The organism is Effusibacillus dendaii (assembly GCF_015097055.1).
GTDB classification, from domain to species: domain Bacteria; phylum Bacillota; class Bacilli; order Tumebacillales; family Effusibacillaceae; genus Effusibacillus; species Effusibacillus dendaii.
Map to the genome: position 1 here is coordinate 3,379,695 of NZ_AP023366.1, position 13,948 is coordinate 3,393,642.

The window sequence follows — 13,948 nt, forward strand, 5'->3', positions numbered from 1 at the left end:
AATCCATGCAAGCAAAACTGTTTCGGAAAGGTTTTCTGATTGACGGTACAGGTCGGGACCCGCAAGAATTGGTAGATGTTCTGGTGGAGGGCAACAAAATCACAGCCATCGGACAAAATCTGGAAATCCCCGAGCAGTATCAGCCAGGCAGCATTGACATTATCGAACTGCGCGGGAAGACCATTATGCCGGGCCTGACGGAAGCCCATACGCATTTGACCTGGCAAGATGCGCTTTATATTCAGGATATTGACTTTAAGCCGATTGAAGAAACCATGGTAGCAGCGATTTTGAATGCAAAAACGATGATAAAGTGCGGCTATACCTCTTGTGTGAGCGCTGCCGCAAGGGGACGAGTTGATATTGCGATTCGCGACGCGATAAACCGTGGCCAAATTGTCGGTCCTCGAATGTTGGCAAATGGTGCGGAGGTTACCGCAACGGGCAGTTTCACCGATCTGCATCCGAACCATGTGCAAGTCAATGGATTGAGCATTTTCGCCGACGGCGAAGACGCAGTCCGCCGGACTGTAAGAAGCTTGTTTAAGGAAGGGGCCGACCTTGTGAAGTTGAACGTGAGCGGTGAAAGTCTGACCGCGCATGCTCGCAATGAAATGACGCTGTATACGTACAAGGAAGTCAGAGCAGCGGTTGAAGAAGCACACGCGCGCGGTAAGAGAGTATATACGCACGCACGTTCTTCCGACTCGGTCAAAATCTGTGTGGAAGCCGGCGTCGATATTATCTCACATGCCGATTTTATTAATGACGAAGTATTTGAAATGGTTGTGGAGAACAAGGACAAACATTTCATCGTTCCCGGTTTGAACTGGCTTGTTTCCACACTCGAACATGGGGCCGAATACTTTGGGCAGGAAGCGATCGACGCCACAGGGTATAAAGAAGGTTTGGAATATGCTCTTTTCAACATGAATCGCTTATATAAAGCGGGAGTTCGGGTCTTGCCCGGCGGCGATTACGGATTCAAATGGTGTCCGCACGGACAATACGCGCGTGACCTGGAGCATTTTGTCAAACTGGTGGGCATGACTCCGATGGACGCGATTGTAAGCGCTACCAAATACGGCGGTCAAATTATGGAGATGGAAGATAAAATCGGAACCATTGAGGTGGGAAAACTTGCCGACATTCTGGTCGTTGACGGGAATCCGCTTGAAAACATCTGCGTATTCCAGGATCAAAGCAAGTTGAAAGTGATTTTGAAAGATGGTCAGTATATCACGAATGATCTGGAAGTTACCTACGCGATTGAAAACTCCGTCGCTTAAATAAAAAACCAAGCACTCATTCGATCAGGAGTGAGTGCTTGGTTTTTCAGTTTCACTAACGATTTTTGCGTCGGACTGACAACGCGCTGAATGAAACGGGTCCTACAATCGTTGCAGTTGTACCAACTGTTCTATTTTCAGCTGTTAAGGTGTAAGTGTGGTTCCCTGTAACATTAAAATCGATTGCTTGGAAGGTGACAGTATAATTCTGCTCTGACCCGGCAGATTCGATCCCTTGCTGGGTATTGAAAATTTCTCTTCCATCGCGGAAGATTCTAAACAAAACCTGAGCGATACCTGTAACGCCGCGCACACCAACGGTACCGAGTAATTTTACAGTAGCTCGTTGCGGCAGTGTGACGCGCAATGTTGCCAATCGCAATCTTCTTTGTGACTGGGGAATCACAGTTGCTCTGCCTAAATTGAATCTGCGGCGTGGCTCGGTGGCCCTGAAATCAACAATACGTACCATTTTTTCACACCCTTCCATTGTCAGTAATTCAAGATATGAAGGATGTGTTAGAAAGGTTTGGACATGAATCCAGAATGTAACGATTATGATTCAAATGCCGCTGCTGTTTTCAAGATTGTGCTGAATGCCAGCAATCAATTCTTCCGTCGTTTTAGCGATTATGACCTGACGATTCAGAATGGTGATCAGCCTTTGATCACAAAGCATACATAGCTTCATGCACGCGGTGCAGATCAGGTCGACTCCTGCTTGCTGTTGGGCCAGCTTTTCGGTGATCTGATCGGCCGATTTTCCGACTGCGTTCCGGAAGCAATAAAACACCTGATTTTCCATACGATCGATCCTTTTGTAGTCGATAGGAAATTGATATATTTTATCCTATCGACATAAGTATAACTAAGGCTTCGCCTTACGCGAGAGGCTTGGCGAAGCCAAGTTTTCTTTCGTGTTAGTAATTATTGTATGATCGCCACGAATGTTTAGTATTCAGCAAATCCCTTCCCTTGAAAATGTTTACGAACAGTCTCATAATAAGCTAGATAAGACTGGAATTTACGAACATTTATCAGCGATTACGCACTAGATTTTATCTGATTACGTACTATCTCCCAAAATGAATTTGTTGTAAAATACAATGGGGTGGGCTGGGTGTCCAGGGTGAAGGAACAATTTTGTGTTTTCTTGGAGAACAATCTTGAAGTTTTTTTAAGTAAATGGAACGAAATTGTTGTCATCTCAGAAAGTGATATGTATAAGGACAAAGTCTATGAAAATGGACGTTCCATGGTTTATCTGGTCCTTTCTTACATACGCGGTGAAATGTCGGAGCAGCAAATTGAGAAACTGGCTGATCAGGTTGCTTTGGAACTACTGCAGGCAAATGTAAATATCGGAGAGTTCGTCTATAACGTCAATTTGGGACGAAGTGAACTGTTAAGGCACCTGTCCGAAATCGAAGCGAGTATCGAAGATTTGCAGCCGATCATTGTCAAAATTAATAAGTGCTTTGATCTGTTCTTGTTTTTTGCTATACGCAAATATACGGAATTGAAAAACAAAGAGCTGGAAGAAAAAAATCTGTTTATCAACCAGACCCATAAAGACCGATTGACGATACTTGGGCAAATGTCTGCCAGTTTTGTACATGAATTTCGGAATCCGTTAACGGCTGTGATGGGATTTACCAAACTGTTGAAGGAAAAATACCCGGAACTTGAATACATAGACATTATCGCAAACGAGTTGGAGCAGCTTAACTATCGAATCACACAGTTTTTGCTGGTTTCAAAAAAAGAAGTGGTAACCAAGTCAAAAGAAAAGTTTTCGATTCAAGACTTAATCCAAGAGATTCTTGATTTTATCTACCCAAGCATTGTCAATGGTCAGGTTCATGTTCATGCTGACATCGATCCGGCTCTCTGGTTATATGGATACCGGGATGAAATTCGGCAGGTCATCATTAATATTATTTTAAATTCGATTGACGCGTTAGAAAATCGGCGAGGAAACAGAAAGTTATCAGTCTGCTGCAAGGTGTCCAACGGACAGCTGCAAATGTGCATCTCCAATAACGGACCCGCTATCCCCGCTCGTTTAAAGCAAGCGATATTTGAACCTTTTGTAACCACGAAGGAACTAGGGACAGGAATCGGTTTGTATGTTTGCAAACAAATTATTGAGAAGCACGGTGGTTGGATTCATTGTGACTCAAGCGAAGACATTACGACTTTCTCGATTGTTTTTGACAATCATGATTCGACTATCGAGGCAGAGTCCCCTGTACAAGTGGTATAGATCGTCTAACCCGCTGTTGCCCATATGGCGGGTTTTTTTAACAGCTTAGAAAGTATAAAAATGTGATATTCCATCACCATTTTTATACTTTCGGCTGTCGAAAAAGGCTTCCTCTATTAGACGCTGTTTTTTCTTGAATATGCTTCGGTAGAAGCCTTTTTTATGCAGACATAGAGGATGGGGTACGCTCATACAATATTGTTATGATAATTCTGAATAGTCAGATCGTGACTAAAGGAGGAATACATGTGCTTGAACTCGGCTTGTTTTTAATGCCGTCCCATCCGCCGGAAAGAAGTTTGTATGAGGGTACCGAGTGGGATTTGCAAGTGATCCGATGGGCAGATGAACTCGGATATAAGGAAGCATGGATCGGGGAGCATTTTACCTCACCGTGGGAGCCGATACCGGCGCCCGATCTGCTGATCGCGCAGGCGATTAAACAAACGAAACAGATCAAGCTGGCACCTGGTGCACATTTGCTGCCTTATCACAATCCGGTTGAATTGGCTCACCGTGTTGCTTACTTGGATCACTTGGCGCAGGGGCGTTTGATGCTTGGAATTGGATCAGGCGGATTGCCAAGCGATTGGCAACTGTATGATGTAGACGGCATGAACGGGGAAAACCGCCGGATGACCGCTGAAGCGCTCGATATTATGTTGAAAGTATGGACAGAACAGGCGCCTTTTGAATATCGGGGCAACTATTGGAAATTTAACATGATTGAACCAATGTTTGATCTTTTAAAACATCATATTTTCCCTTATCAAAAACCGTATCCGCCAATCGGCATCGCAGGACTTAGCCCAGGATCGGAAACACTTAAGATGGCAGGTGAGAGAGGATTTATTCCAATGAGTCTTGGCGGAAATGACGATTATATTGCGAGCCATTGGATCGCCGTTCTGGAAGGGGCTGCGAGAAGCGGCTTGACACCGGAGCGGACAGAATGGAGAATCACGCGCGATGTGTTTGTGGCAGAAACGGACGAAGAAGCAATCCGTTACTCGGTGGGAGCGGATATGGGACGCCAGCATCGTGAATATTGGCTGCCGCTGTTTGCCAATCTGGGCGCGATATCGGTGTTCAAACATGACCCTAACGTCCCCGATGAAGAGGTAACAGCCGAATATATGGCGGAAACCAGTTGGCTTGTCGGTTCGCCTGAAACGGTGGCCAAAAAGCTGCAAACGTTGTATGACAAAACGGGAGGATTTGGCACTCTGTTGGTGACCGGTTACGATTACTGCGAAAATCCGGAAGCTTGGCAGAAATCTCTGCGGCTTTTAAAAGAAGAAGTGGTGCCGCGCCTGCGAACTTGAACGTATATGCGAAAGACCCGCTCTGCGGGTCTTTCGTGCTTCTGTGCCAGACAGTTAAAAAGCCCTTGCATACTGTTTGGTTACTTCCGGCTTGCAGTTCAACGTTTGAGCGGCGTGATGCGCCCAGTACGGATCACGCAACATGCCGCGTCCGACGGCAATTAAGTCCGCATCCTGATTGCCGATTGTCGATTCTGCCAATGCGGGATCTTCCAATTTGCCGACAGCAATCACCGGAACGCCCAGTGCTTGTTTGATAGCACGGGCAAAAGGAACTTGATAGCCAGGGTTGGCCCCTGGTCGGCCGCCGGAACCGATAGGGCCCTCACCGCCTGACGTAATATGGAACATGTCAACGCCTGCCGCTTTAAACCGCTTGCAGAATTCGATGCTGTAATCCAATCCGTAACCGCCTTCTACGTATTCTATGGCAGATATTCGCATAATCAGCGGCATATTGGCAGGCATTTCGCTTTTTGCCGCTTGAATCACTTCTTCCCCGAATTTGAGCAGGTCTTTCCCGTATTCATCGTTTCGTTTGTTGGTTAATGGGGAAAGAAACTGTTGAACCAAATAGCCGTGCGCACCATGCAGTTCAATCGTGTCAACTCCTGCTTGCAAAGCGCGTTTAACAGCTTTCCGAAACTTCTCAACTGTCCCTTTCACCTCGTCAGTCGTTAATTCCCGGGGTGTTTTGGAGTTTTCATCAAACGGAACCGCGGATGGAGCAACAGGCACCGCTGCGTCAGTAGCTTTGCGCCCCGCATGACCGATTTGAATTCCCATCTTTGCACCATATTGATGGCAGGATTCGATGATTCGTGCGAACGCAGGTATATGATCGTCAGACCAGATTCCCAAATCAAAATCAGTAATTCGGCCGTCCGGTTCTACATCGGTCATTTCCATGATGATGAGACTCGCTCCACCGATCGCTCTGCTTGTATAATGGACAAAATGCCAATCGTTTGGAGCTCCGTCTTTTGCCTCTACTGAATATTGGCACATTGGCGGCATCACAATCCGATTTTTCAATTCCAAACTTTTTAGTTGAAAGGGAGTAAATAAAGTGGTCATATGCACGTCTCCTCGCTTCACGCTTAAATGAACATATACAGATACAATATAGTTGTATCATTTGCAGGCGTCATTTTCCAACAGAAACCTCTTTTTGTAAGATGGATTACGCTTTTAATCACACTGCCAAACTTTTCCGACCTTTCGGCGAAGTGTTACACTAATGATAGTTAACAAGAGGGGGAAGGAGTGGGGGCATGTTAAGTCACATTCTGCGGAAAGCCAGTTCGGTGGTGGTGTTTACCGGGGCCGGTATGTCCACAGAAAGCGGATTGCAGGATTTTCGTTCTGCTGACCGGGGACTTTGGAATAATCGAAATCCGATGGAGTTGGCCAGTGTAGAGGCAATGAATCGGAATCGAAGAGAATTTGTACGTTTTTATCAGTGGCGAATTCGAGAAATGAGAAGCCACCAACCGAACGTAGGACATCACGTTCTTGCAAAATGGGAGAAGGAGGGTCTTGTCAAGGGTATTATAACACAGAACGTGGAGAACTATCATGAACTGGCTGGCAGTCGGCAGATTGCCAAATTGCACGGCAATCTGGGAACGTTATGCTGTGCAGAGTGCGGTCGTCAATATCCGGCCGAATATTATTTGTCATTTGACCCGGAAAAGGGGCAACTGCCAGATTGCGAACAGGCAGGCTGCGGTGGGTTTGTGCGACCGAATGTGGTGTTGTTTGGGGAAATGCTGTCATACGATGTGATTCAACTTGCAGATAAGTTGACGAATCAGGCAGACCTGTTTCTTGTTTTGGGGTCTTCGCTGCAGGTGTATCCGGCTAATGAATACCCGATGAAAGCGAGAGAACAGGGAGTCACCCTGGTGATCGTGAATCGTGATCCAACACCGTTTGATCGGTATGCCGACCTGGTCCTGCATGAATCGATCGGTGAAGTATTATCGAAAGTTGATCAGGAATTGTATGGGTGAAAAATTGGAAAAGCCCCTCGTTACGTTGAGGGGCAATTTATTTGTCGGTTTAGAGACCTTCACCGACTTTGACGTGACCTTTAAGTAGATTCCGGGAGATAATCAGCCGCTGAATCTCATCTGTTCCGTCGTAAATTCTCCACAGGCGCGCTTCACGGTACCAGCGCTCGATCGGCAGTTCTTTCGTATAGCCCATACCGCCGTGAATTTGCAATACACGGTCTACTACATTATTTCCCATATTTGCTCCGTACAGTTTTGCCATCGATGCCTGATGGCGGTTGTCCAGGCCCTGGTCCAACATCCAAGCCGCGTTAAACACAAGCCACTTGGCAGCTTCAATTTCAACCGCCGAATCGGCAATCATCCACTGAATGGCTTGCCTTTCGGCAATCGGTTGGCCGAACGTAACCCGTTGATTCGCATAATCGATCGCCATTTGCAGCAGTCGTTCAGCAGCCCCGATGGCTCTTGCGCCGACGAGCCAACGGTTAAATCCGATCCATTCCAATCCGAGGCTGTATCCTTTGTGCAGTTCACCGAGAATGTTTTCTTCCGGCACCCGCACATTTTCAAAAATCAGCGATGCCGGTCCCCATTCCCCCATGGTATGAATATACTCGGATCGCCAGCCCATATCACGGTCAACCAAGAAACAGGTAACGCCGCCGTGGCCTTGTTTTTCTTTGTCGGTTACGGCGAATACCATAGCGAAGTCAGCTTCGTTCCCGTTTGTGATAAAGATTTTTTCACCATTCAGCACCCAATGATCCCCGTCTTTTTCAGCCTTCATGCTGATTCGTCGGGTATCGGAACCAGCTCCGGGTTCGGTCAAAGCAAAACAGGAAATTCGTTCCCCGTTAATGGTCGGAATCAGGTAACGTTTCTTTTGCTCTTCATTGCAGTAATAAAGAATGTTATCGGCAAATCCGCCAAACCGGAATGGTACAAATGTGCGTGAAACTTCCATCGAAACAATCGCTTGCATCATCTGGCCCAAGTTAGCGCCGCCGTATTCTTCCGGTGTATTGATTCCCCAGAAACCTATTTTTCTTGCTTTTTCCTGTAATTCATTGATTTTCTCCCGAGAAATTCCAGGACGCCCTTCCCGTTCATTGCGCAGCACTTCTGTTTCCAAGGGCATTAGTTCTTTTTCAACAAATTTGCGGATTGTCTGCTGGACCATTCGTTGCTCGTCAGTTAGTCGAAAATGCATTGCTTAATTCCCCCTAATCCAAAGTAAGCGTAAAAGCCTGCTAATACTGATAGTTTAACATACATGAATAGGTATTCAACGCATAAATTTTCAATCTTTTTTATTGACTGACTTTTTGGCGAGTTTTTAGGAGCTTTCGGATTGACGGATTTTGTGCAGAGGAGTAAAATTGCAGTAGACTGTCGACTGTATACTGAAAGGGGTGATTCGATGAAAGCGATTATGAGAGAAAACCCTTTATATGAACAAATTTATGAAAATTTGCGAACCGCCATTTTTTCTGGTGAAATTCGCTCTGGTGAACGATTGGTTGACAGTCGGGTTGCGGAAAAACTGCAGGTGAGTCGAAGCCCGGTGCGGGAAGCGTTCCGCAAACTGGAACAGGATGGGCTTTTAGAGAATCGCGACGGTATTATGTACGTGTACGAGCCTTCCTTGCAAGATATAGTGGAACTTTACCAGGTCAGAGCAGGTTTGGAATCAGTCGCTGCTTATTGGGCGGCGCAGAATTTGACAGATCAGCAGCTTGACGATTTAAAGCGGTCTCTGGAAGATGTGAAAAAGGCGCTGGCTGCCAATCGCCCGGATGATATTATCCGACTGAACACCTATTTTCACGAGACAATTCTGACGGCGAGCGGAAATCTTCGTTTGCAAAAGATGATGAGTCATATTCGGTCGCTTGTTTTTTTGTTTCGCAGCACGTTGTTTACCAAATATCAACGCGGCGGAGATTTTTTGCCGGAGCATGAGGCTGTTTTGCAAGCGTTGGTGGATCGTAATGAAAAGCTGGCAGCGGAAGAAATGGAGTCTCACATTTTGAAAGATCTTGCCCATTTCAAAACCGTGTTCTTGCACGATCAGCCAGCTGGGCAAAGGTCTTCTCCATCAGATATGGCTGAACAAAAAGCAAAAACGGTAGAACAAAAAAGTAAACGCAGGTTGTAAAATCAGAAGGAGGGTCCGAATTGAAAGAGAAACCATTAAAAGGGTTGAAAGTCCTGGAAATGGGACAGTTGATCGCAGGGCCGTTTGCCACCCGACTGTTTGCCGAATTTGGGGCGGAGGTTATCAAGATTGAAGGTCCGGGTGAAGGCGACCCGATTCGAACATGGCGGATTGTTGAAAACGGCACCAGCTTGTGGTGGTATGTACAGTCTCGAAACAAGAAATCGATTGCTGTCGATCTGAAGCAACCGGAAGGGCAGGAAATTGTCCGTCGCTTGGCTCAGGAAGTAGATATTATCGTGGAAAATTTTCGGCCTGGCACATTGGAGAAATGGGGGATTGGCTATGAACAGCTGAAACAGATCAATCCTCGCCTGATTATGGTTCGTATATCCGGATATGGACAGGATGGACCCTATCGGGATAAGCCGGGATTTGGCTCGATTGCGGAAGCGATGGGCGGATTGCGGTATTTGACCGGTTACCCGGACCGGCCTCCGACGCGTGTGGGCATCAGCATCGGGGATTCAATCGCTTCCATGTATGCGGTAATGGGGGCGTTAATGGCTGTTTACCATCGTGATGTGAAGGGGACTGGCCAAGGGCAGTATGTGGATGTGGCACTTTACGAAGCGGTCTTCAGTTTCATGGAAAGTTTGTTGCCTGAATATGATCGTGCGGGAATTATTCGGGAACGGACGGGCAGCACTTTGCCTGGTATCACGCCATCGAATACATATGTTTGTAAAGATGGCAAGTATGTGGTGATCGGAGCGAACGGAGACGGTATTTTCAAGCGTCTGATGGCTGCCATCGGGTATCCTGAATATGCGGAAGATCCCCGTTTTCAGAACAATGCGGGACGTTCCGAACATGCCGATTTTTTGGATTCCATTATTGAAGGATGGACGAAAACAAAAACAATCGATGAAGCGTTGAAAGTGCTGGATGAAGCGAGGGTTCCTGCCGGATCGATCTATTCGATTGCCGATATTGCGGCCGATCCGCATTTTCAAGCGCGCGGGATGATTCGGGAAGTAGAAGTAAACGGGATAGGCAAGTTGAAAGTGCCAGGCATTGTTCCGAAATTGAGTGAAACGCCGGGCGATATCGATTGGGTAGGGCCTGAACTGGGACAGCATACAGAGGAAGTCTTGCAAAAGATGCTTCATTATTCGGATACTGAGCTGCAGAACTTGAAAAACAAGGGGGTTATTTAAATGAACCAATGGCCAAAATCGATTGAAATTGTGGAAGTAGGGCCTCGCGACGGGTTGCAAAATGAGCAGGATCTTATTTCAACGCCGGATAAAATCAGGTTGATCCAAAAATTGGCCGAATCAGGCGTGAAACGGATTGAAGTTACGTCGTTCGTTTCTCCCAAGTGGGTGCCGCAAATGGCGGATGCGGCGGAGGTACTGGCAGGAATCCAACTGCCGGACGATGTTCAGCAAATCGCATTGATTCCGAACGAAAAGGGATATGAGCGGGCAAAGGAATGCGGCGTCAACGCGATTGCGCTGGTGGTTGGCGCAAGCAGTACGTTTAACCAGAAAAACATCAATATGACGACGGAAGAATCTATGCAACGGCTTCGCCCGCTTGTGGAACAGGCGAAACAAGATGGAATGTTCGTTCGTGCGTATGTGGCGACTACGTTCGGATGCCCATATGAAAATGAGGTGCCTCTTTCAAAAGTTCTGACGATGGTGGAACAGTTCCTGGCGATGGGGGCGGATGAAATTGACCTGGCTGATACGATCGGCATCGCCAATCCGAAACAGGTGTTTGAAGTGTTTACAAAAGCGAAAGCGGAATTCCCGCAAGCGAGCTTTACGGCCCATTTTCACGATACACGGGGAATGGCTCTCGCCAACACGCTGGCTGCCATGCAGGCGGGGGTTACGTCATTTGATACCGCAATCGGCGGTTTGGGCGGTTGTCCGTTTGCGAAGGGAGCTGCCGGTAACGGTTCAACGGAAGACTTAGTGTATATGCTGGAATCAATGGGGATTTCGACCGGTTTGCAAATCGGTAAACTGTATGAAGCAGTTGACATCCTGCTCCCGCTCACCAAGCGCCAGTTGATGGGGCACCTGTACAAGGTCCGCGACAATGGAGTGTGTGTAAGATAACGCTCAGGAAAAGGCGGTTTTTGAACAGCTTAGAAAGTATAGAAATGTGATATTCCATCACCATTTTTATACTTTCGGCTGTCGAAAAAGGGTTCCTTTAATAGGCGCCGCTTCATCGTTGAATATGCTTCGGTAGAAGCCTTTTTTATTGGGAGAGCGATAGAATGAAAACGATGGATATCGAAGTTGAGCAAATACAATCGTCGCCTGTCATGCGTATTTTGCCGGGAACCCGGCCTTTTTGGCAGGCGACGATCGCCTTATCGATTGCTTCTTTTTTGACATTTGCCACGATCTATTTGACACAACCGCTGTTGCCGATTTTTACTAAGGAATTTGGCGTTTCACCGGCAGTGTCGAGTTTGTCCGTATCACTGACGATTTTTTCGTTAGGTCTGGGGCTGCTGTTTTATGGACCGCTGTCGGATGCTGTGGGTCGTAAACCGGTCATGTTTTGGTCGATGGCCCTGAGTGTCATCCCCACCTTGTTGACCCCTTTTGTTGACAATTTCTATACGCTGTTGGGACTGCGCATGGTGGAAGGTTTCTGTCTCGCCGGATTACCGGCTGTTGCTATGGCATATTTGGCAGAAGAATATTCGCCGGGAGCACTGGGGCTTGCGGTCGGTCTTTATATCAGCGGCAATACGCTTGGCGGCATGGGGGGCCGGATTGTCAGCGGAATCATGGTCGATTTTTTCTCCTGGCGAGCCTCTTTTTTCTTGTTTGGCATTATTACTCTTCTGGGACTGGCAGTGTTTTATTTTTTGCTGCCCGCGTCCCGTTTTTTTAGTGCAAAGCCATTCAATCTAAAAGACGCCGTCCTGAGCATGTTTCGCCATTTGCGCAGCGAATCCCTGCGATATTCGTTTCTGATTGGTTTTCTATTGATGTTTTGTTTTGTCGGCATTTATAATTATTTGACTTTTTTATTAAGCGGCGCTCCTTATCGGCTGTCCAGCAGTCTGATTGGATCGCTTTTTCTGACCTATTTTGCCGGTACGGTAAGCTCTACCCTGACTGGACGGGTTTTGGACCGAATTGGCGGAAAAAAGACGATTTTTATGGGATTGATATTGGCGGTAATCGGATTGTGTATGCTGCTTATTCCTTCTCTTCTCGGAATTATTGCAGGATTGCTCGTATTCTGTTTCGGATTTTTCGGGGCTCACGCGTCGGCCAGTGCCTGGGTCAACCAGCATGCGACAGAGGCAAGGGCAAGCGCGTCGGGTCTTTATTTGATTTTTTATTATGCGGGCGGCAGCCTCGGCAGCACGTTGTTGGGCTTTCTATGGAAGCTGGGGGGATGGACCGGCGTGGTAGAGGGAGCGATTGCCGCTATGTTATTGGCATTTTGGGCAGCGACACGATTGCATAAATAATAGCGGTCTGAATGGACGGGAGAAGAGTACAGCCAAACGACTGCGCGCCGATTACTTGACGATTGGAAAATTGACAAAAGTTCCGCCGCATGTTTTGCGGCGGAACACGTCATATGGGGAAAACCGAATACAGGCGTCCGGTAAAGCGTTACATCGCAACGGTCGTCAGACCGGTAACTTCAGTGGTCACCTTGCTGATTACTTCCGGTGGAATTCGGAATACGACACCGGCCGGATCCGATTGCACGAGCGGCACGATGTTTTGCAGGTGGTCAGAGGAAATATTGAACTTCGCAAATGTACTCGGCAAACCGACTTGTTCCCGTAGTTTGCGAATAAAGCTCGTAACGGCAGCCAAACATTCCAGCGGATCTTGCGGAATCTGTTCCACCCCGAGTTCTTTTGCAAATCCGTGAATACGGGGCAGATAGAAGGGTGGCAGAGACTCCATAACGTTTGGCAGTAAAACAGCATTAGCAAGTCCATGCGGGATGCCAAATTTGGCTCCGAATGCGTGCGCCATATTATGGATAGGTATCGCGTTCATCGTGAGACTGAAACAGGTGATTGCCATTGTGCTGGCCATCAGCATGTTGGCGCGAGCAGCCAGATTTTTCCCATCCTGGACAGCAATGGGCAAATTCTCGACAATCATCCGGATGGATTGAATCGCGAAGGAATCGGCCATCGGATTGTTTTTTGGCGAAAAATAGGCTTCTACTGCGTGGGTCAGTGCGTCAAATCCGGTGAATGCCGAAATCGACGGCGGCAATCCCACGGTCAGTTCCGGGTCAAGAATTGCAATATCAGCATTGATGAACGGATTGATCAGATTGGTTTTGACACCAAGAAGTTCGTTATACATGACGGCAATCGGTGAAACTTCCGCGCCTGTGCCGGCTGTTGTGGGGATAGCCAGATGCGGAATCATAATATACTGGGCTTCCGGCCACATCTCAATCGTGTTGCCGAGCACCCCCTCGCGAATGTCAATGAGCCGCTTATGCAGCATCCATTTGATTCCTTTCACAGTGTCCAGTACACTTCCACCGCCAAGTGCGATCAATGTGTCACCGTTGCGGTCTTTAAAAAATTGAGCTCCCCGATTGATAATATCTGTTTTCGCATCCTGTTCAATCTCATCAAACACACCCACCAGTTGAGTGCCGGGCATGATTTCAAACAGTTCGGTGATTTTGGCTGTAATGCCGACATTTGTTAATCCTTTGTCGGTAAACAGGACAGCCCGTCTGCCACCTAATCCTTTGACCAATTCGGGCAATAAACTTCTGGAGCCTGCACCACTGTGGACGGTTGTTCGCATTGCGAATGAGAAAAAGGAATGAATCATGAGATCACCTACATTTCTAAA

Annotated in this window: 13 protein-coding genes; 8 read left to right on the forward strand and 5 right to left on the reverse strand. The window is 47.3% G+C overall.

The genetic code is table 11. The annotated features are described in order from the left end of the window. Positions 1-5 precede the first annotated feature (5 nt). On the forward strand, positions 6-1,289 hold the full coding sequence (locus skT53_RS17930) for a metal-dependent hydrolase family protein (RefSeq protein WP_200759127.1): 1,284 nt from the start codon (positions 6-8) through the stop codon (positions 1,287-1,289). A 55-nt stretch (positions 1,290-1,344) separates the two neighbouring features. Here the strand turns inward: skT53_RS17930 and skT53_RS17935 are convergent, their stop codons facing one another. Next, positions 1,345-1,761, reverse strand: coding sequence for an exosporium protein C (locus tag skT53_RS17935; RefSeq protein WP_200759128.1), 417 nt, complete (start codon positions 1,759-1,761; stop codon positions 1,345-1,347). 90 nt (positions 1,762-1,851) lie between these two features. After that, positions 1,852-2,094 carry a DUF1450 domain-containing protein gene (locus skT53_RS17940; RefSeq protein WP_200759129.1) on the reverse strand — a complete coding sequence of 81 codons (243 nt, stop codon included), beginning with the start codon at positions 2,092-2,094 and terminating at the stop codon, positions 1,852-1,854. 324 nt (positions 2,095-2,418) lie between these two features. Here skT53_RS17940 and skT53_RS17945 point away from each other — a divergent pair, with 324 nt between their 5' ends. Next, a complete protein-coding gene (locus tag skT53_RS17945; protein ID WP_226375277.1) occupies positions 2,419-3,555 on the forward strand; it encodes a histidine kinase N-terminal domain-containing protein in 1,137 nt (378 codons plus the stop codon). 248 nt (positions 3,556-3,803) lie between these two features. Then, complete coding sequence (locus skT53_RS17950) at positions 3,804-4,880, forward strand: LLM class flavin-dependent oxidoreductase (protein WP_226375278.1); 1,077 nt, start codon at positions 3,804-3,806, stop codon at positions 4,878-4,880. Positions 4,881-4,934: 54 nt separating this feature from the next. On the opposite strand, the gene skT53_RS17955 is transcribed toward skT53_RS17950, so the two are convergent. Then, entirely contained in the window at positions 4,935-5,957 is a 1,023-nt protein-coding gene (locus skT53_RS17955) for an NADH:flavin oxidoreductase/NADH oxidase (RefSeq protein ID WP_200759130.1), read from the reverse strand. Positions 5,958-6,154: 197 nt separating this feature from the next. Here skT53_RS17955 and skT53_RS17960 point away from each other — a divergent pair, with 197 nt between their 5' ends. Further along, positions 6,155-6,895: an NAD-dependent deacylase gene (locus tag skT53_RS17960; protein WP_200759131.1), complete on the forward strand. Its 741-nt coding sequence runs from the start codon at positions 6,155-6,157 to the stop codon at positions 6,893-6,895. A 49-nt stretch (positions 6,896-6,944) separates the two neighbouring features. Here skT53_RS17960 and skT53_RS17965 read toward each other — a convergent pair whose 3' ends face one another. Further along, entirely contained in the window at positions 6,945-8,111 is a 1,167-nt protein-coding gene (locus skT53_RS17965; RefSeq protein ID WP_200759132.1) for an acyl-CoA dehydrogenase family protein, read from the reverse strand. A 210-nt stretch (positions 8,112-8,321) separates the two neighbouring features. Here skT53_RS17965 and skT53_RS17970 point away from each other — a divergent pair, with 210 nt between their 5' ends. From skT53_RS17970 to skT53_RS17985, 4 genes are all read left to right on the forward strand, one after another. Then, positions 8,322-9,059 (forward strand): GntR family transcriptional regulator, encoded by a 738-nt coding sequence (locus skT53_RS17970; protein ID WP_200759133.1) that lies wholly within the window; start codon positions 8,322-8,324, stop codon positions 9,057-9,059. 20 nt (positions 9,060-9,079) lie between these two features. Further along, positions 9,080-10,279 carry a CaiB/BaiF CoA transferase family protein gene (locus skT53_RS17975; protein ID WP_226375279.1) on the forward strand — a complete coding sequence of 400 codons (1,200 nt, stop codon included), beginning with the start codon at positions 9,080-9,082 and terminating at the stop codon, positions 10,277-10,279. Further along, the gene (locus skT53_RS17980; protein WP_200759134.1) at positions 10,280-11,194 is read left to right on the forward strand and encodes a hydroxymethylglutaryl-CoA lyase; all 915 of its coding nucleotides are present in this window, start codon (positions 10,280-10,282) and stop codon (positions 11,192-11,194) included. It abuts the gene before it with no gap. 164 nt (positions 11,195-11,358) lie between these two features. Further along, positions 11,359-12,576, forward strand: coding sequence for an MFS transporter (locus tag skT53_RS17985; RefSeq protein WP_200759135.1), 1,218 nt, complete (start codon positions 11,359-11,361; stop codon positions 12,574-12,576). Positions 12,577-12,724: 148 nt separating this feature from the next. Here the strand turns inward: skT53_RS17985 and skT53_RS17990 are convergent, their stop codons facing one another. Continuing rightward, positions 12,725-13,927 carry an iron-containing alcohol dehydrogenase gene (locus skT53_RS17990; protein ID WP_200759136.1) on the reverse strand — a complete coding sequence of 401 codons (1,203 nt, stop codon included), beginning with the start codon at positions 13,925-13,927 and terminating at the stop codon, positions 12,725-12,727. Positions 13,928-13,948: the final 21 nt, after the last annotated feature.